Annotated in this window: 17 protein-coding genes; 9 read left to right on the forward strand and 8 right to left on the reverse strand. The window is 26.7% G+C overall.

What is annotated here, in order from left to right; genetic code table 11:
• Positions 1-9 precede the first annotated feature (9 nt).
• Both QIA41_RS02460 and QIA41_RS02465 read left to right on the forward strand, forming a co-directional pair.
• On the forward strand, positions 10-2304 hold the full coding sequence (locus QIA41_RS02460) for an ATP-dependent Clp protease ATP-binding subunit (protein ID WP_320292452.1): 2295 nt from the start codon (positions 10-12) through the stop codon (positions 2302-2304).
• A gap of 17 nt (positions 2305-2321) precedes the next feature.
• Positions 2322-3380: an NAD(P)H-dependent glycerol-3-phosphate dehydrogenase gene (locus QIA41_RS02465; protein WP_320292453.1), complete on the forward strand. Its 1059-nt coding sequence runs from the start codon at positions 2322-2324 to the stop codon at positions 3378-3380.
• A gap of 30 nt (positions 3381-3410) precedes the next feature.
• Here the strand turns inward: QIA41_RS02465 and QIA41_RS02470 are convergent, their stop codons facing one another.
• Both QIA41_RS02470 and QIA41_RS02475 read right to left on the reverse strand, forming a co-directional pair.
• Positions 3411-3683, reverse strand: a complete 273-nt coding sequence (locus tag QIA41_RS02470) for a PTS sugar transporter subunit IIB (protein WP_320292454.1) — start codon at positions 3681-3683, stop codon at positions 3411-3413.
• A 7-nt stretch (positions 3684-3690) separates the two neighbouring features.
• Entirely contained in the window at positions 3691-5067 is a 1377-nt protein-coding gene (locus QIA41_RS02475; protein ID WP_320292455.1) for an aminopeptidase, read from the reverse strand.
• Positions 5068-5190: 123 nt separating this feature from the next.
• Between QIA41_RS02475 and QIA41_RS02480 the strand changes: the two genes are divergently transcribed.
• Entirely contained in the window at positions 5191-5778 is a 588-nt protein-coding gene (locus tag QIA41_RS02480; protein ID WP_320292456.1) for an LA7/P22 family lipoprotein, read from the forward strand.
• 41 nt (positions 5779-5819) lie between these two features.
• Here QIA41_RS02480 and mgsA read toward each other — a convergent pair whose 3' ends face one another.
• The 5 genes from mgsA to QIA41_RS02505 all read right to left on the reverse strand — a co-directional run bounded on the left by mgsA (position 5820) and on the right by QIA41_RS02505 (position 10890).
• On the reverse strand, positions 5820-6203 hold the full coding sequence (gene mgsA, locus QIA41_RS02485; RefSeq protein WP_320292457.1) for a methylglyoxal synthase: 384 nt from the start codon (positions 6201-6203) through the stop codon (positions 5820-5822).
• Between the two features lie 96 nt (positions 6204-6299).
• A complete protein-coding gene (locus tag QIA41_RS02490; RefSeq protein WP_320292458.1) occupies positions 6300-8312 on the reverse strand; it encodes an EAL domain-containing protein in 2013 nt (670 codons plus the stop codon).
• A 20-nt stretch (positions 8313-8332) separates the two neighbouring features.
• Positions 8333-9316 carry a prolipoprotein diacylglyceryl transferase gene (lgt, locus tag QIA41_RS02495; RefSeq protein ID WP_320292459.1) on the reverse strand — a complete coding sequence of 328 codons (984 nt, stop codon included), beginning with the start codon at positions 9314-9316 and terminating at the stop codon, positions 8333-8335.
• Positions 9316-10458 (reverse strand): MinD/ParA family protein, encoded by a 1143-nt coding sequence (locus QIA41_RS02500; RefSeq protein WP_320292460.1) that lies wholly within the window; start codon positions 10456-10458, stop codon positions 9316-9318. The genes lgt and QIA41_RS02500 overlap by 1 nt, the downstream gene beginning before the upstream one ends.
• A gap of 3 nt (positions 10459-10461) precedes the next feature.
• On the reverse strand, positions 10462-10890 hold the full coding sequence (locus tag QIA41_RS02505; protein WP_320292461.1) for a hypothetical protein: 429 nt from the start codon (positions 10888-10890) through the stop codon (positions 10462-10464).
• 63 nt (positions 10891-10953) lie between these two features.
• Here QIA41_RS02505 and QIA41_RS02510 point away from each other — a divergent pair, with 63 nt between their 5' ends.
• Genes QIA41_RS02510 through QIA41_RS02535 form a run of 6 tightly spaced genes read left to right on the forward strand, consistent with a single transcriptional unit; the run spans position 10954 to position 17032 of the window.
• Positions 10954-12390 carry a S41 family peptidase gene (locus tag QIA41_RS02510; RefSeq protein WP_320292462.1) on the forward strand — a complete coding sequence of 479 codons (1437 nt, stop codon included), beginning with the start codon at positions 10954-10956 and terminating at the stop codon, positions 12388-12390.
• Positions 12387-13118: a 16S rRNA (uracil(1498)-N(3))-methyltransferase gene (locus QIA41_RS02515; protein WP_320292463.1), complete on the forward strand. Its 732-nt coding sequence runs from the start codon at positions 12387-12389 to the stop codon at positions 13116-13118. Before QIA41_RS02510 ends, QIA41_RS02515 begins: the two co-directional genes overlap by 4 nt.
• Positions 13111-13704, forward strand: coding sequence for a hypothetical protein (locus QIA41_RS02520; protein WP_320292464.1), 594 nt, complete (start codon positions 13111-13113; stop codon positions 13702-13704). The genes QIA41_RS02515 and QIA41_RS02520 overlap by 8 nt, the downstream gene beginning before the upstream one ends.
• Positions 13705-13743: 39 nt before the next feature.
• On the forward strand, positions 13744-14232 hold the full coding sequence (locus tag QIA41_RS02525; RefSeq protein WP_320292465.1) for a CarD family transcriptional regulator: 489 nt from the start codon (positions 13744-13746) through the stop codon (positions 14230-14232).
• 37 nt (positions 14233-14269) lie between these two features.
• The gene (locus QIA41_RS02530; protein ID WP_320292466.1) at positions 14270-15220 is read left to right on the forward strand and encodes a hypothetical protein; all 951 of its coding nucleotides are present in this window, start codon (positions 14270-14272) and stop codon (positions 15218-15220) included.
• Between the two features lie 12 nt (positions 15221-15232).
• Complete coding sequence (locus tag QIA41_RS02535; RefSeq protein ID WP_320292467.1) at positions 15233-17032, forward strand: hypothetical protein; 1800 nt, start codon at positions 15233-15235, stop codon at positions 17030-17032.
• Here the strand turns inward: QIA41_RS02535 and QIA41_RS02540 are convergent.
• Positions 17029-18162, reverse strand: a complete 1134-nt coding sequence (locus tag QIA41_RS02540; RefSeq protein WP_320292468.1) for a hypothetical protein — start codon at positions 18160-18162, stop codon at positions 17029-17031. The genes QIA41_RS02535 and QIA41_RS02540 overlap by 4 nt on opposite strands.
• Between the last annotated feature and the right edge of the window lie 13 nt (positions 18163-18175).

Below are 18175 nucleotides of genomic sequence, written 5' to 3' on the forward strand. Positions count from 1 at the left end.
TGATTTTGAATGTATGATAGAAGAGCTTTAAATTGTTTGTTTTTTAATTCGTTTTTGTTTTTCATAGAGTCTAAGCATCTTGTTTTTACGGAGGAACATATTTTTTATGGGTTGGTTAAAAGTGATAAAATTAAAGAACTGCTTAGTTTATGTACAATTGACTTTTATAAACTTAATAAACAGCTAGAAGAATTTTTTAGCAAACTTCCTTTAAGAGGAAATTATATCCCAGATTATGTTTCTAGTATGGATTATTTGTATGATGATATAATCAATGCTATTTTTTTTTATAAAAAACCTTATAAAATACAAGAAAAAGATTTATTGTGGGTGCTTGTCAAAAAAAGAAAAAATAGCATTTTAGATACTTTACTTAACTCCGGTTTTAATTTGACTATTTTTGACAAACTTATTGAAGTTCATGATTATTTAGCTGTAAATACTAAATACGATTCAGGTTATGATCGTGAATTAATTACAGAATATATTGATAATAATGCATCAAAAAGTAAAGGAGGCTTTCATATTTTTGATGAGAATCGTGATAAGTTGAATCAAAGGGATTTTTTTTTAGAAAATAAAGACTCTATTGGTAATTTTTTAACAAATGTTATTGATGCTTTGGATTTAAAACACGATCCTTTAATTGGTAGAAATCGAGAATTATCTCGGTTAATTCAAGTAATACTTAGAAAACATAAAAGTAACCCTATTTTATTTGGAGAACCTGGTGTTGGAAAAACAATATTAATTCAAGGTCTTGCATATAAAATAAAAACAGAGGATGTTCCAAGGGATTTAATAGGATATGAAATCTATTCTCTTGATATTGGTAGACTTATTTCGGGTACTAAATATAGAGGAGATCTTGAGAGTAGGATGAACAGGGTTTTAGATTTTTTAAATTCAAGAAAAAAAGTTATGCTTTTTGTTGATGAGATCCATATGATAGTAGGGGCAGGAGCTACTTCATTTGGTAGCATGGATATTTCTAATTTATTAAAGCCTATTCTTACTTTGGGGAAAATCAAATTTATTGGAGCTACTACAGAATATGAATATAGAAAATTTTTTTTAAAAGATAAAGCTTTAATGAGAAGGTTTCAGAGTATAGAACTCAAAGAGCCCAATTTTGACGATACCTATTATATTTTGCAGGAGATTAAAAAGGATTATGAGAGGTATCATGGTGTGGAATATTCGGATGAGGCAGTACGAACTTGCATTGCCATGTCTCAAAAATATATTAAAGATAGATTTCTTCCAGACAAGGCTTTCGATATTTTGGATGAACTAGGTTCTAAATTTAAGCTTGAAAACATAAAAAGGGTCATAACAAAAGACGATGTGTGTGATCTTATTAAGTCTATTGTTGGCTCTAATATTTTTAATTTTGAAGAGTATAATAATGAATTGTTAATTAATCTAGAAAATAGAATAAAAAAAGAGCTTGTTATACATGACGGTTTGATATTCGATTTGATATTAAATATCAAATTATTAAAATTTAATTTGCTAGCCAATAGGAGTACTATTGGTATATTTGCTTTTATTGGTGCTTCTGGGGCAGGAAAATGTAAATTAACGGATATTTTATCACAAGAGTTTAAAATTCCTAAATTTAATCTTAATATGGGTGAGTATGGAGATTTTAATTCTCTTGATAGATTGATTGGTCCTGTTTTAAGTAATGAAGGATATTATGAATCTACCAGGTTTTTCAAATTTTTGAACAAATCTTCCAACTCTATTATTTTTCTATCAGATTTTGATAAATGCAATAAAAGGGTTTTAGATTTTTTTATGGAAGGATTTAAAACGGGCAAACTTTTTGATGGTCTTGGGAAAAAGGTAAGCTTATCAGAAAGCTTAATAATAATAAGTATCAATGCCGAGAGTAACGAGCTTAATAGTATTGGCTTTAAAAATAAAATGGCAGGAGGAGATGATTATAATCTTATATTGAAGAAGAGATTTCCCAATGAACTTTTAGAGTTAATTGATTATGTTTTTGTATTTAAATCTGTTGATGAGTTAGATTTTGAAAAAATTATTTTTAACGGCCTTAATAGTTTCGCTAAGATATTGAGAGATAAAAAATTTGATGTGTTTTTTGAAAAAAGTGTTGTTGATTATATTCGAGAAAAGATTTATGGAAAGGGTTATGGATTAAAAGGTGTTGAAAAATTTATATTCAAAGAAATGGGGAAACTTTTAATAGATGAAATTCTTTTTAAGAAAATTGAAAATTCTGGTAAAATAAAAATCTATTTAGATGAGACAATAAAATATGAATTTTTATAAGGTTATAGGGAGTATTTATGAAAATATCAGTAATAGGAGCAGGCGCTTGGGGAACAGCTATTGCAAAGTCTTTGGCAGATAAATTTGATTTTAATATTTTTCTATGGTCTTTTGAAGAAGATGTTAGAAATGGTATTAATAATGATAATGTTAATGTCAAATATTTAAAGGGAATTAAATTGCCAAAAAATTTAGTTGCAAGTTCAGATTTGTTTGAAGTTGTATCGATGTCTGATTATATTTTCATTGCAACCCCTTCTCTTTTTACCGTTGATATTTTTAAAAAGTTGGATCAATTTTTCCATTCTTTAAAGATAAAGCCAAAATTAGCAATACTTACAAAAGGGTTCATTACCTTTAACGAAAAGATTAAAACAGTTGTTGAAGCTGCTGAGAGTATTATTAAAGGATACAAAGATGAAATCACTTATATTGTTGGTCCAAGCCATGCCGAGGAGGTTGGACTTGGTGTAATAACAGGACTTGTTGCAGCTAGCAATAGCAAGGAAAATGCATATTTGTTTATTAATTTATTTGCTAAAACACCAATTTCTTTGTTTTATAGTAACGATGTTTTTGGTGTACAAGTAGCAGCAGCTTTAAAAAATGTGTTTGCGATTGCATTTGGAATTTTAGATGCTTATAAATCAAATTATCCTAATTTGATAGGTAACAATACAGAGTCATTTTTATTTTCAATATCCTTGAATAATATGAAGGATATTGCAATTGAGCTCGGGGGAGGTAATGTTGAAACGTTTTTATTTTTGTCTGGTTCTGGCGATTTAGATGTTACTTGTAGAAGCATGTTTGGACGAAATAGACGATTTGGCAATGAAATTGTTAGCAAAAACATTTTAGGAGATTTTTTTAGTATAGATGATTTGATAAGCAATATTGAAAAAATTGGATACTTGCCAGAGGGGGTTTTGGCTGCTAAATCAATTTTCTCCTTTTTAAAAGAATTAAATCGTGATCTCACCCCTAATAGCTTGCTAAGTGTTATATATAAAATTTTGAATAAAGAGTTGGGTCCTGAATCTGTTATTGAATACATGAGAAATACTAAACAGTAAAATAAAGCCTCTGTAGAGACTTTATTTTACTTATTCATTCATCATATATAAAATTTTATTATAAACATCATCTATTATTTCAAAATTCATTACAACTTCTGTAAGTTCATTAGATTTAATAGTTCCTATTATGTTTTCATTTTTTGTTAAATCATCTCTTTTGACTAAAGAATTGCTATCTACTAGAATCTTTATTCTTGTTATTTCTTTGTGTATGTTTTTAATATTTTTGATTCCCCCAAAGCATTCTACAATGTGCTCTGCTACTTTGATTTTATTTGTTTTTTCTAAATCATCTGCCATAGCAATTTTATTCCTTGTAGAAAGCTTTGTATGCTAAGTAAGCATTGTATAGATCAAATTTAGAAGTTATTTCCATTGGAGAATGCATGCTAATAACAGCAGGCCCCATGTCTATTGTTCTTATTCCATAACTAGCTAAGAATTTAGCAACAGTTCCGCCACCTCCTTCTTCTACTTTTCCAAGTGTTGCTACTTGCCAGGCTATATTGTTTTTATTTAATAATTGCCTGATATAAGAAACAAGCTCGGCATCAGCATCGCTGGCCATACTTTTTCCACCATGCCCTGTATATTTCATTATGGGTATACCATAGCCAAGTTTTGGAGCATTTTGTTCGTCATGAACTGAGCTGAATAGTGGATTTATTGCTGCACACACATCAGCAGAAATGCTTTTTGAATTCCACAAGGCTTTTTGGACTTGAAGATTGTTGTATTCCGATTTTTTAATTTTAAAGATTATGTCAGAGACAAAATATTCAAGATATCTTGAGTCTAATCCAGTTGAACCTGTTGAGCCGATTTCTTCTTTGTCTACAAGGAAGCAAATAGCTGTTTTGTTTGGAATTTCTTCAAGGTCAAATATGGATTCTAGTGAAGTATAAGCGCAGATTTTGTCATCTTGTCCGTAAGCACCAATTAAAGCTTTGTCAAATCCAATGTCTCTTGCTGTTCCTGCAGGTACTATTTCAATTTCTGATGATACGAAATCTTCTTCTTCTATTTTGTATTTTTCTTTTATTAGTTGCAAAGTCGACAGTTTAACTTTATTTTTTTCTTTTGTGTCTATTGGTATGCTTCCAATTAAAATTTTTAGATTTTCTCCCTCAACAATTTCATCTGATTTTTTATTTCTTTGTATTTTTCTATCAAGATGAGGCAAAATGTCGGGAATTATAAATACAGGATCGTTTTCATTGTCACCAATATTGATTTCAACTTTTTCTCCATTTTTTAAGAATACCACGCCTCTTATTGAAAGGGGTGTGGATAACCATTGGTACTTTTTTATTCCCCCATAATAGTTGGTTTTAAGGAATGCAAGTTCATTTTCTTCAGAGATTGGTGAAGGTTTTGCATCAAGCCTTGGTGAATCTGTGTGAGAAACAATTAAATTCATTCCATTTTCAATAGGATTTTTGCCAATAATGGCAAAAGCAACAGATTTTTCTCTACAGGTATAAAAAATTTTATCGCCTGGTGTTAAATTTTTTTTCTCCTCAGCGTTAAGAAATCCCCTTTTTTTTGCTTTATCTAGGGCATAGGATGTAACTTCCCTTTCTGTTTTAAATTTACTTATAAATTGTTTGTAGTTTTCGGAAAAATTGAAAATTTGACTTTTTTCTTCTTCACTTAAAGATATCCATGGATTTTGTTTTTTCATTAATAAGTCCTCCTACTTTATTTTAACATTTTAATTGTTTTTAAAGTGTGTACAAAATAAATTATTTATTGTAAACTTACCTTTAATTTAAATGTTATAAATAAATCATAAGGGAGAATTTTTATGTATAAAAATGGTTTTTTGAAAAGCTATATAATAGGATTTTTATTATTTTTAATAATTGCATGTACCTCAAAAGATAATTCAAATGAATATGTTGAAGAGCAAGAAGTAGATAGTCCTTCTACACTCGATGATACTTCTAAAATAGATGAACATACTATTGGTCATATTTTCCATGCTATGGGAGTAGTGCATTCAAAAAATGATCGAAAAAGTTTGGGGGAGAATATAAAGGTTTTATATTTTTCTGAAAAGGATGGATATTTTGAAACAATACCTTCAAAAGAGGATGCAAAGTTAATAGTTTATCTTTATGACAATATTTATGCAGGAGAAGCTCCAATTACTATCTCTGGGAGAGAGGCATTTATTTTCGTTGGGATTACTCCTGATTTTAAAAAGATTATAAATAGTAATTTGCATGGTGCTACCAGTGATCTTATCGGTACTTTTAAAGATCTTGAAATTAAAAATTCAAAATTAGAAGTTTCAATTGATGAGAATAATTCAGATGCCAAAACTTTCCTTGATTCTATCAATTATATTATCGATGGTATTGAAAAAACTTCATCTATTATGATGAATTAATTTATATTTTTGATTTTTAGGCTTTAATTTAGAATTAAAGCCTATTTTGGAATCAAGTCCCCAAGCCCTTTTATTAAAATTTTTGCTGTTTTTATGTTTGTTGCAAGCGGTATATTATGTACATCGCAAAGCCTAATAAGAGCTGACACATCTGGTTCGTGGGGCTGGCTTGTTAGTGGATCTCTAAAAAAGAATATAGCCAATACATTTCCTTCAGCTATTTCAGCTCCAATTTGCTGATCTCCCCCCATAGGGCCTGATTTATATTTAATAATTGTAAGATCAGTAGCTTGTTGAATTCTGGATCCCGTTGTTCCTGTTGCAATAAGCTTGAATTTGGATAAGAGAAGATAGTTTTCTTTGACAAAATTTACCAAATCATCCTTTTTTTTATCATGTGCAATTAATGCTATTTTTTTTTCCATTAGTTTTATTCCTTTTTTCAATGTAAAATAACTTTTGTTGAAATTTAATAAAATTTATTCATAAGTATATTTTTAGATTTCACTGTTTTTTAGAATTTATATTGGTTCTGGTTTGTGCCATAAAAATCCTTGCCCATAGTCTATTTCTAGTTCGTTTATTTTTTTTAATATTTCTTCATTATATACAAATTCGGCAATAATTTTTATATTTTTTGTATCTGCTATTTTTTTAATGGATTTTATTATTACAAAATCTATTTCACTAGAATTTATTGCTTTTATGAAAGACCCGTCTATTTTAAGCAAGTCTATTGGTAGTGTTTTAATGTAAGAAAGCGATGTATGTCCGCTTCCAAAATCATCAAGCGCTAGTTTGATTCCAAAACTTTTTAATTCTTGAAAATATTTATTTATTATTTCAAAATTTTCAAGAATTCCATTTTCTGTTATTTCTAAGCATATATTTTGAAGTGGAATTTGACTTTTTAACAAAGTATCTCTTAAAAAGATTCGAAAGTTTTGAGATTTTAGTGAGTAGGGAGATATGTTGATTGAGAAAATGTGAATCCCATTTTTTGATACAAAATTTTTATATTCTCTTAAAGCTTTTTTAACTATTAATTTATCAACTTCAACGGTTAAATTATATTTGTCTATTAAGCTAAAAATCTGATCGTTTGGGATTGGTTTGCCCATGTGATCAAAAAGCCTTGTCAAGATTTCTATTTTAGGTTTTAAATTCTTTTTAAGAGGATTTATTTTTTGATAATAAAGAGTAAAAAAATCATTTTTTATTGCTTTGAGTATATATTGAAAAATTTTGTTTTGATTTTTTAAAATTACCGCCTCTGGTAGTTCTTCTTTATATATAATAGGATTGGATTCTTTGTATTCTGAGGATATTTTTGTAGCCATCATTAATTTAGGAATTTTGAATTCTAAGTTTTCCCTCAAATTTACTTCTATTATTCCTATATTTAATTCAAATATAATAATATCTTCTTTTTCAAATGCCCTTGCAATTGTTTTTTTGATTTTTTTGGCAATTGAGATTATTTGCTCTTCACCCCCACTTGTGTGCATGATTACTATTAAATTGTTGTTTTTTAGCTTAAAAATATATTCAGAGTATAATGACATTATTTTTGAATACATTATTTTAAATATTTTTAGATTAAGTTTTTCTCTGTCTTCTTTGTATTCATATTCTGTTGTTAGAGATAAATCTAGATTAAGCAAATATATTCTTTTTTTTTTGTAAATATCCATATGGTTTACTAGCAGCTTTTCAATTTCTTTGGTATTTTGAATCTCGTCTTGTGAATCAATAATTTCTAGATATTTATAATTTTTTATTTCATTAGTGTTTGTTATTTCCTTGATTGTTATTAATTTATCAATATTGTTTTGATCAATTGTGCTAATAAATACATCCACATATATTTTTTTATTATTTTTTAAAGTTAAAAGACAGTCGGTTATTAATATATTTTTAAATTCAGGAATAGAATTTGTATAGCAACTTAAATCTATTTTTTTTAACTTTTCCCAATCCCTAATATCTATGTCGGTTACTTTGATTGTATTTTCAGAAGTTTTCATTGGGAGATTAAGATTTTTACTACCTTTTTCATTAATGTAAATAATTTCATTTTTGGTGTTTGTGATGATTACTATTTCTTTAATGAGTTCTGATAAATTTAAGAAGAAATCCATAGTTGTGTTTTTATTGTCGCAAAATAGTTTTTTTTGGTGTATTAAACTTTGTTTATATTCTAATTCGCTTATATCTTTTATTATTTCTATGTGATTAAGTTTTAAATATTCCTTATCAAATTTTTCATCGCTGATTATAATAGAATGAATTTTGTTTGTGTTTCTTAATTCATTTGCAATGTTTATTGAAAAATCTATTGGTTTTTCATAATTATAAATAATAGCAAATTTAATATTATTTTGTTTTATATATTCGCTATATAAAGCTTTTTCAGATTTTACGATTTGAATTAAGTTAAAAATAGACCTAAGCCTTATAAGATCACTAAGATCAATTTCGTTATTAGAGATTACAACAGAATTTATATTTTGATAATTATTAACCCCTTTCATTTTATTGGCTTACTCTTATTTTAATTTTTGTATGCCAAGCTAGTGTTATGGTTTTTTTTATCTGCTATTTTTTTAGTGATTATTATCCAGATTAAACCCAAAATCATTAGTGTTAGTGAGAGAATTTGTCCCATTGATATGTTTAAAAAAGAAAATTCTAATAAATTAGTAATTGGCTTATAGTTTATTATAAATCCAAGTTCTTTGTCTGGTTCTCTTAAATATTCAATAAAGAATCTAAAAAAAGCGTAAAGCATTACATATGCCCCAAAAATAAATCCGTCATGTTTTTTGATTTTTCTAAATAAAAACCATAGTAATATGAAAGTCACAGGTCCTTCGAAAAATCCTTCAATAAGTTGGGAAGGTATTCTTGGAAGATTAATTAGCAGTTCGTGAGGCAAAATTTCAAGTCCTATGGATGATGCAAATTCTTTTACACCTGGTATATTTGTGTCAAATGGTTCTGCATTGGGGAATATTATTCCCCCTTTTATTACTCTTCCATAAAGTTCTGCATTTGCAAAGTTAGCAAGTCTTCCAAGTATATATCCGGAAGAAAATGCTATTGATCCATAGTCTGTTAGTTTTAAAAAATATTTTTGAACATTTGTATTTTTAAGTTTTGTATTTATTATGACTAGTGGAGCAATTATTGCGCCTAAAAAACCACCGTGGATGGCCATACCTCTAAATCCTGTAAAATTCCAATGTTGGTCGAATGGTAAAAAGATTAACCAAGGATGAGAGTAATAAATTCCTGATTTGTCGTAAACCAAGGTAGATGCTAATCTACCCCCTAAGATTGCTCCAAGCACAAGTGAGAACATAAATGTTTCATAATCTTCTTTTTTGATATCAATTTTGTCTAATTGTATTTGATACCAAATAAACTTATAAGAGATTAGTATAATAAAAATGTAAGATAGGCTATACCATGTAATTGGTATGCCTTGAATCACTTCAGGATGTAACCAACTTGGATAATTTATGTAATTTGGCATTAGACCTCCTTAGTCTTTTCAAGCTTTTCAAAAAGCTTTTTTTTAAATAACATATTTTGCTTTCTTAAGGTTTCGATTTCTCTTTTCTGAGATTTTATTATATCAATAATTTCGCTACTCTCTATTGTTTTGTTTTTTATCAATGATTCAAGGTATTCAATTTTTTCAATGTATTCTTCTTGAGCTTCTCTTAGCACAAAATCATAACTTTCATTTAAATCTTCTTCATTTAAAAGCTCAGCATCATTTGTTAGATCTCCAATTTCTATCAATTTTTTTGCAATTTTTTTTATACTTTTGGAGGTTGAACTTGTGGGTTTGTATATGGTAATAGGGATTTTACTGTTTAAAGCCCGATCAACTATTTCATCTTTATAGATTGCTCCAATGCTTTGTAAATTTATGCTTAAATAGTTTTTTGCTGATTTTATTATTTTTTCGGTTTTTTCAATGTCATTGGGATTTTTGAGCATATTAAATATCATAAAAGGACTAATTGTTTTAAACAAATTGTTAAATTTGGAGTAATTTTCAGGATCTTCGCTTTCAAGTTTTAACAGCAAGTTAGGTATATATATCTTTTGAAGATCGATTGAATTTTGTTTTATCGTTTTGAGAATTTCATTTCCTTTTGTTTCTCTTTTAAATACACTTGATAATAGTCTAAATATTATATTTTTAAGAAATAGATATGCGTTCATTGTAGCGGTTACCGTTGGTGTTGTTACTATTACTCCTCTTTTAGACATTAAAAAAAAGTCTATGATATTAAAAGTTGTTCCTGCTCCAAGATCAATCACTAAGTAATCATATTTCAAAGCTTTTAAATTTTTTATTATATTTTTTTTTTGAGAATTAGCTATGTTAGCAAGTTCTGGGATGTCAGAATCCCCCGCTATGAAGTCTAGATTTTTAATTCCAGAATTAATAATAATATCTGAGAAATTGATCTTTGTTTTTAAGAATGTACCTATGCTTTTTTTCGGTATAATGTTTAGCATTGAATGCAAATTAGATGCTCCAAGGTCAAGATCAACGAGCAAGACCCTTTTTCCTTCATTTGCCAGGCAAATTGCTATATTTGTTGAGAAAAGAGATTTGCCAACTCCCCCTTTACCACTGGCTACAGGAATAATAATCAATCTTTACCCCGCTGTTTTTATTTTTACTTTAATTAGTGTTAAAATTATTGCATTAAATACTAAATAAACCACTGTAATTCCCAAAAGTATAATCAAAGAGATTTGATAGACGTATATTTTAAAAGTAAATCCTAAGATGAATAATAATAGTGTTAATATTATTTGGAATAATTTATTTATGACTATAATATTGTGAAGAATTTTAAATTTTTCGTAGATAAAATAATAGAGCGTTAAATTAGCCATGAAAAATTCAGGCGAGTATAAAATAAATGTTAGCATAAATTTAATGGAGTAATTATTAATAAAAATTAATCTATTAATGACTTGGTATAGTAAAGCTAAAATTAAAAGGCTTTCGATTATTTGTAATATAATAAGACTTACTATTGGAAGAAGGCTTTGGTTTTTTTTAGGGTGTGAGTTTAACATAGTTTTAAAATATTATATTATGGAAATAAAATCAAGTTTTAATTTTGCATTAGGAATGAATAAATGAAAAATAAATTTTTAATATGCGCGTATTTTTTATTGACTCTGGGTATAAGCTCTCTAGTAATTGTTGAATCTATTTTTGCTTTTGATGAATCTAATAATAATAAGTTATCAAGATCTAATTATGAGCAGATGATGATTCAAGCTTTTGAATTTGTAAAAGAAAATTATGTTGATCCTGTAAGCGATGAAGTAATTTTTGAAGGTGCTTTAAAAGGAATATTTCAAGCCTTAGGCGATCCCTATTCTCAGTATTTGACAAAAAAGGATTTAGAAGAGATTTCAAAAACAACAGTAGGTGATTATGTTGGTATTGGAATTTCTATAATAAAAAAAATGCATTCTCAAGATAAGCAAGACAAAGTAAAAGATCTTGATCCTAATAGTTCTTGCGTTTCTATTGTTACACCTTTTGAAGGAGGTCCAGCCTATAAGGCTGGAATTAAATCTGGGGATTGTATTACTGCTGTTGATGGCAAGAGTGTTTCTTCTATGGAAGTAGATCAAGTCGTTGATCTTTTAAAGGGTAAAGAGGGTACAAAAGTTAAAGTGTCTGTTCTTAGGGGGAAAAATTTAATCTTGGATTTTGAACTTACAAGAGAGAAGATAGAAATACAAACAATCAAGTATGATGTTATTAGTCCGGACATTGGATACATAAGAATAGTAAGCTTTAATCCGCATACCTCTGTAGACTTTAGCAAAGCTTTAGACAATCTTAAGAATAAAAATATTAAATCTTTAATTTTAGATTTAAGACTTAATACTGGAGGATATTTCCAAGCAGCTATAAAAATGGCGGATGATATTTTATCTAAAGGAACTATTGTTTCCACAAAATCAAGAGATTCTAGCAAACCTGTTGATTATAAAGCGAGCTCAAAGCAAGTTTTGCCTTCAGATATAAGAATTGTTGCTTTAATAGATAGATCATCAGCATCAGCGTCAGAGGTTTTTGTGGGGGCCTTAAAAGATAATAAGAGAGCCTATATTATAGGCGAAAAGTCTTATGGCAAGGGACTTATTCAACATGTAGTTCCTTTTTATACTGGTGGATTTAAAATTACAAGCTCAAAATATTATACTCCATCTGGAAAGAGTATACATAAAGTGGGGATTGAGCCTGATTTAGAAATAAAATCTCCAGATTTTTCTGAGGAGGAAGCGTTAATATACAAGGAAATTTTTGATAAAAAGCTTGTAGAAAACTTTTTAAAGGGCAAAAAAACCATTACTGAACAAGAGATTGATTTTTTTGTTGAGAATCTTGTTAAAGAAAATCCAAAATATAAGATCGATAAAGAATTTTTAGGCAAGTATGTGTTTTTTAATTACTATCAAGACAATAATAAGGAATTGCCAATTTATAATATACATTATGACAAGGTTTTAAGAGCAGCTTGCGATTATTTATCTAAATTGGGTAATCAATTGTGAAACAGATTGTTTTAGATGAGAATTGTTTATCAGGCGATTTTGTTATTGTTAAAGATGTGAGAACATATCATCATCTTGTTAATGTAAGGCGACTTAAAAAAGGTGATAAGCTGAACATTCTTTTAAAAAATAAGGAATTAAGAGTCTCGGAAGTGATTAAGATTGGTAGTAATTTTATTGAGTTTGCTACCAATAAAATAGATAAAATTGAAAAAAGTAATTTTGAAATAAGTATTTTTATTTCTAGTTTAAAAGGTAAAAAAATAGATTCGATACTAAGACAAGTTGTTGAAATTGGGGTTTCAGAAATTAATATAATTAATGCAGATCATTCTGTGTCTAAAATAGATATAAGCAGCGCATCTACTAAAGCTTTAAGGTTTTCAAAAATAATAGACGAGGCCTTAAAGCAAAGCGGTAATAAAATTGTTCCTAAAATTAATTTTTATAATAATTTTATTTATTTACCCTATTCTTTTTGCACTACTAGATATTATGTTGCCCACCAAAGTGGAATGCTTTTAAGCAAAAATGAAAGTTTTGACAATTTTAGCAAGATTGGGATTATAATAGGTCCTGAAGGATGCTTTTCGGAGTCTGAAATTGCCTTTTTCAAAGAGAAAGGCTTTAGTTTTATAAGATTTAACACTCCAATTTTACGAGCAGATACGGCTATTATTTATTCCCTTGCTTATTTTAAGGCATTGTTAGAGGATTATAATGGCTAATTTAAAAGACATATATTCAAAACCAGACAGATTTTATTTTTTAGGCGTACCCATAGATGTTTTTGATAGTCGCAGTAAGCTTGTAAGCAGATTTGCATATCTTTCAGGGCATCCTTATCATTCAATAGTAATTTTTATTGGGTTTAAAGCTTTCTTAAAGGTTTTGATTTTTAAAAGATTTAGAAATCACATTAAAAATTCTTCTCTTGTTTTTTTAAATTCCAAGATTGTAAGATTTTTTTGTAAGATTTTTAAAAGAGTTAATATTGATTGTTATGATACAAATACAGTTCTTCTTATTTTAATGGGAATACTGGAAAATGCCCATAAAACATGTTATATTATTGACAAGGATAAAGTGATTTCAAAGAAAAAATTTTTAAGATTGAAAGAATCTCATAAGGAGATTAGTTTTATTGGGTATTATGATTTAAAAGCTGTAAAGAGAAATAAGGAAATGTTTTTTGCAAATATTAATAAACTTACTCCTAGTGTAATAATAAGCTTTTGTAATGATAGATATCTTGAAAATTTATTTTATGAAAATAAATTTAATATTAGAACCAATTTAAGCGTTTTTTTATGAGTTTTTAAATTTTAACTATCTATATTTTATGAGGTAAGTATGGCATTTTTGCTAAATCAATCGGTAGTTTATCCAATGCATGGAGTAGGTACGATTACAGATATCAGAACTAAAGAGTTTAATGGACAAAATATTGATTATTATGAGATACATTTTCCATTTAGTGATATGATTTTTATGGTTCCTGTTGCTAAAGTTGATGATTTTGGAATTAGAGCTTTAGTTAGCAGGGAAAAGGTAGAAGAAGTTTTTGATGTTATCAAAGATTTCGAGGGGCAAATAGATTCAAAAAAAATAAAAGATGGCGGTCATGAATTTTATAAAAAAAGTGATATTTTGGATACAGCAAAGTTATATAAATTTTTATATAAAAAATCTACTCAAAAAGAACTTCCTTTTTACGAAAAAAGGATTTTAAATGATTTTGAGTTAATATTGGAGCACGAGATTAGCTTAGCTTTGCAAATTAGCTTTGAAGAAGCTAAAGAAAAGATTAAAAATATTTTGGTCGACAGTAAAAAGGCTTAAAGTTTTTTCAATTTTTGAGTGGGGAGGATTTGCTGCTGTGTTTGATTCTTTGAGATTGATCTTTTTAATAATTTATAGGTTTATTTTAATATTTTGTCTTTTTTCTTTAATCTTTATTTGTACATTTTATTTAAAATATAAGTTTTTTTATTTAAATTTTTCTATTTTTAGTTATAGTCTTTATTATAATGCCTATATTTATTCTTTCCCTTTGTCGCTTGTTGTTACTTTTATGAAAATTCCGCATCCTTTTAGTGGAGTAGCTTTAAAGTCTTCTAGAGAGACTTTTTATTTCCATTGTACCATCTTTATTCTTATTTTATTGGTTTCTTATTTAGGATTTTTGGCTAGCCATAGTTTCCATTCTTACTATATTAATGCTAATGGAAATAGTAATTTCATTCTTAAAGATGAGGTTGTTCATTTTTTAAATGATAAAATAATACTTTCTAGCAATAGGCCTAGATTTTATGGTTTTAATGGAGTTTTAATTGTTTCAGAGAATGATAAAAAGGATAAAAGTTTTTCTTACCAATCAAATCTTTCAGATTCTAGTATGGTGGATTTTATTGAGAATAATTTTTTAGAGCAAAGAATTTATAACAACTTTGTTGATTTTCTTTTCAGGGATTTAAAAATTTTGAATAATTTTTTATTTTCACTCAATTATTTAAATTTAATTTTCAATATATTGGGAATTTCTTTATTGTTATTTGCGTTTTCCTATATTTTTAATCTTATTTTTTCAAACAGTTTTGCAATTTTTCTTTATCCCATTTTTATTATATTTTTTTTAAAAATTTATAATGTCTATTCGATTGAGTTTCCTAAGATTTACAATGAAATAATAGGAAAAAGCATGATCTCCGATTTTATTCCTTTTATTTTTTGCGTTTTAACTTTTTTTTCTACCTATTTATTTGGCTTTGTCTCAGAATATATTAAAATCAGCAAAGATTTAGATGATAATTTATATAAGGGTAGTTAATTATTAAAGCTTATGAAAAGAGAAATATATGCATTTTTGAGCAATTTCATTATTTTTTTGTGTTTTTTTATAGGTTTAATCTTTAGTTATTCTTATTTTTTTGGAGAAAATTTCTTAGAAAAGCATAGATTAATAGCAGTCTTTTTTGATTCTGTTTTACTTTTTTATAAGTATTTTTATGGATTTTTTATTTTTATTGTTTGCATTTACTTTGCTTTTTTTGCTCAGCAAGAAATAAAGATTTATTTAAAATCGTATAATGGGTATTTATTTTCTAGACTTTATACATTTTTAATCTTATTTTTTATTATGGGTCTTTTTTTTACTCTTGTATTTAATTTAATATTGCCTTATATAATTGCCCAGAGAAATGAATATAAGTTTAGTTACGATAGATATAATCTTCTTGAAAGTGAAGCAAATCAAATATCTCTTAAAATTAAAAATATTGATATGAATTTGTCTTCAAATAGATTTTTTTCATTTTCTGATTTGTCAGATTCAATGAAGCAAAAGAGAAATTGTCTTGAAAATTTGATTAGAATATATGATAAAATGCGAATTATTTATGTAGATAATGAGGAGCTTTTAACAAATTACTATTTAGTGAAATCTGAATATAGTAAAATTCCAAGCTATGATTTTGATTTAGAAAAGGTTAAAAAAACTTTTTCACGATATTCTTTGCAAAGCCTTAAAAAGCAAGATTTTTTTAATATTGTCAATGAATTTATTTCTCAAAATGATTATTATACGGCCAATTATTTTGCTTATATCGCCTATGTAGCAACAAAGGACGATAATTTTGTTGCGCTTTTAAATTTAACTTTTAACTTTATTAATGAAAACAGGAATTTTGAAAAAGAAAAAATGCAGTTAATTTCTGAAGAAAAGCAAAAAAATTTTTTGTATCTTAATACTGAAAAATTTAAATTAGCTTATTATGGTTTTTCTAATCTTCATAAAATAATGCCCAGCGATAATGAAATTTTGAATTATAAAAATAAATCGCTTGAAAAGCTTAGGAAAAGATATCTTTTTTTTGATGAGATTGAAAAATATTTTGAATATTACGGAATAAACGATGTATTTTTATTGCAGCCCAATACTAATAAAGGCTTTTATGATTATATTTATATGCAAAAGGTTGTTGCTCTTAATAATTATTCTAAAATAATAAAAAATTTTGAACTTATTAGGTTTAATAAAACAGGAAATGTTATATTGCATATAAAAATTCCATTTGCTACTTTGAGAGGTAATTTTGTGTATCAAAATGTTTTAGACAAAGACAATGAAGAGAGCGAAATTACTCTTACCAAGGTCTTTGTGTCTTTAGATAATTTTGATAGAAATGTTTTAGAGGTTGTCAAAATTAATGAAAATGTAGAAAATTTAGCTTTATTTTCAAATATTGTTGATGTTGGATTTTTTTTAAAAATTCAAAATTTGTCAAGCGCTTTTAATAAGGTTTCTATATTAAATTTGAAATTAATTAATATTTTTTCCTTAAGTTTAGCTTTGTTGATTTCTCCTGTTTTGTTGGTTTTAATAGGAGCGGTTTTTATCTCTTTGTTTTCCAAAATAGAGTTTAATTTCAATTCCAAGCTTATGATTTTTCTAGTCTCATTAATGATAGCTATTTTTTCAGGGATTGCTTGCCTTTTAGTAAATTATTTTTTAATTGTTTTTATTTCTATTCTTATATATGTTTTTAATAGTGTGTACATATCTTTAATTATTCTTTCGGCGTTATTGTTTTTTCTTATTTTTAAAATAGTTATTTTAAACCATAAGGAAATTCATTTTTAATTTTCAAATTTTTTTGGATTTTTAATTTTAGAGGAAAACCATTCATTTATCAATAAATTTTCTTTTTCAATGATCTCTTTGTTTAATACATAAGAATAGTTATTTATTTGATTTTCATCAATAATGAAAGGAGATATTCCATCAATTGAGTGTTTTATTTTTAAATTTAGTTCCTTGTAAGGAGTAAAACCATTGGCAAGTCCAAAACATATATTTGATTGGAATTGATTGTTTAATTCAATTAGGTTTTTTTGATTTTTTTTATCTAAAATCCATCTCATAAATTTTTCAGTTAAAATAGATGTTTCTAAAATACCAATAAAATTCGGACTTGAGATGACAATTTCATTGCTGTTGTTTATTAGGTATGAAAATTTTATTTGTGCTTTCTCTTGTTGGTTTAAGTTATTGTAAAAGGCTAGATCAGTTAATCCCGCTATTAAAAGAGATTTATTATTAAGTAATATTTTGTTTAGCTTGAGATAGCCGTATTTATTAAAGAAATCTTTTTGCAAATCCATTTGTTTTGCATTTAAAAACGATGAAAAATGTTTTAGCATTTCTGAAATTTTATTTTCATTGTAATTTAATTTATTCTTTTCAAAAGAAAATCTAACGTCATTTATTTCAGAAATTACATAAAATAAATTTTCAGAAATATAAGGCGATATAAAAAATTTTCCGTCTTTAATGAAATTTTCGTATTCTTCTTTTAAAGATTCATTGTTTAGGTACTTTTTAATCTGGTGTGTATTTTTATAGATTAAAATGGGAATGTCAAAGCTTAGCGGTATAATTTTATAATTAAATTGTTTGAAAATATGCTTTAAGATAGGATAATCCGGATTATAATTGATTCTTATAGATTTAAAATTACTGCTAATATTTGTGTTGCCAATATTTTTAGAAATAATTATTTGTGCATTTTCTTTTTCGATTGTTTGCAGGTCAATGTTATTTCTAAACTTAATTATAAAGTTCAGTTTATTTTCTATGTTAAATTGATTTACATAAAATGGAATTGCCTTATTGTCTGTTAGTACAACTATATTTTTATTTTTTGAACAACTAAGGCTAATTAATAGAATTACTATTAGTATTAAATTTTTTATTCTCATAAAATTATTCAAGTTTTTTCTTTTA

The sequence above is a fragment of the Borreliella sinica genome, from assembly GCF_033969665.2.
Taxonomy (GTDB): domain Bacteria; phylum Spirochaetota; class Spirochaetia; order Borreliales; family Borreliaceae; genus Borreliella; species Borreliella sinica.

Coding starts and splice junctions, on each gene's coding strand:
- QIA41_RS02465 (WP_320292453.1), top strand. CDS start 2,322: ATGAAAATATCAGTAATAGGAGCAGGCGCTTGGGGAACAGCTATTGCA.
- QIA41_RS02490 (WP_320292458.1), bottom strand. CDS start 8,312: ATGAAAGGGGTTAATAATTATCAAAATATAAATTCTGTTGTAATCTCT.
- QIA41_RS02525 (WP_320292465.1), top strand. CDS start 13,744: ATGGCATTTTTGCTAAATCAATCGGTAGTTTATCCAATGCATGGAGTA.
- mgsA (WP_320292457.1), bottom strand. CDS start 6,203: ATGGAAAAAAAAATAGCATTAATTGCACATGATAAAAAAAAGGATGAT.
- QIA41_RS02535 (WP_320292467.1), top strand. CDS start 15,233: ATGAAAAGAGAAATATATGCATTTTTGAGCAATTTCATTATTTTTTTG.
- QIA41_RS02460 (WP_320292452.1), top strand. CDS start 10: ATGTATGATAGAAGAGCTTTAAATTGTTTGTTTTTTAATTCGTTTTTG.
- QIA41_RS02470 (WP_320292454.1), bottom strand. CDS start 3,683: ATGGCAGATGATTTAGAAAAAACAAATAAAATCAAAGTAGCAGAGCAC.
- QIA41_RS02475 (WP_320292455.1), bottom strand. CDS start 5,067: ATGAAAAAACAAAATCCATGGATATCTTTAAGTGAAGAAGAAAAAAGT.
- QIA41_RS02480 (WP_320292456.1), top strand. CDS start 5,191: ATGTATAAAAATGGTTTTTTGAAAAGCTATATAATAGGATTTTTATTA.
- QIA41_RS02520 (WP_320292464.1), top strand. CDS start 13,111: ATGGCTAATTTAAAAGACATATATTCAAAACCAGACAGATTTTATTTT.
- QIA41_RS02505 (WP_320292461.1), bottom strand. CDS start 10,890: ATGTTAAACTCACACCCTAAAAAAAACCAAAGCCTTCTTCCAATAGTA.
- QIA41_RS02510 (WP_320292462.1), top strand. CDS start 10,954: ATGAAAAATAAATTTTTAATATGCGCGTATTTTTTATTGACTCTGGGT.
- lgt (WP_320292459.1), bottom strand. CDS start 9,316: ATGCCAAATTACATAAATTATCCAAGTTGGTTACATCCTGAAGTGATT.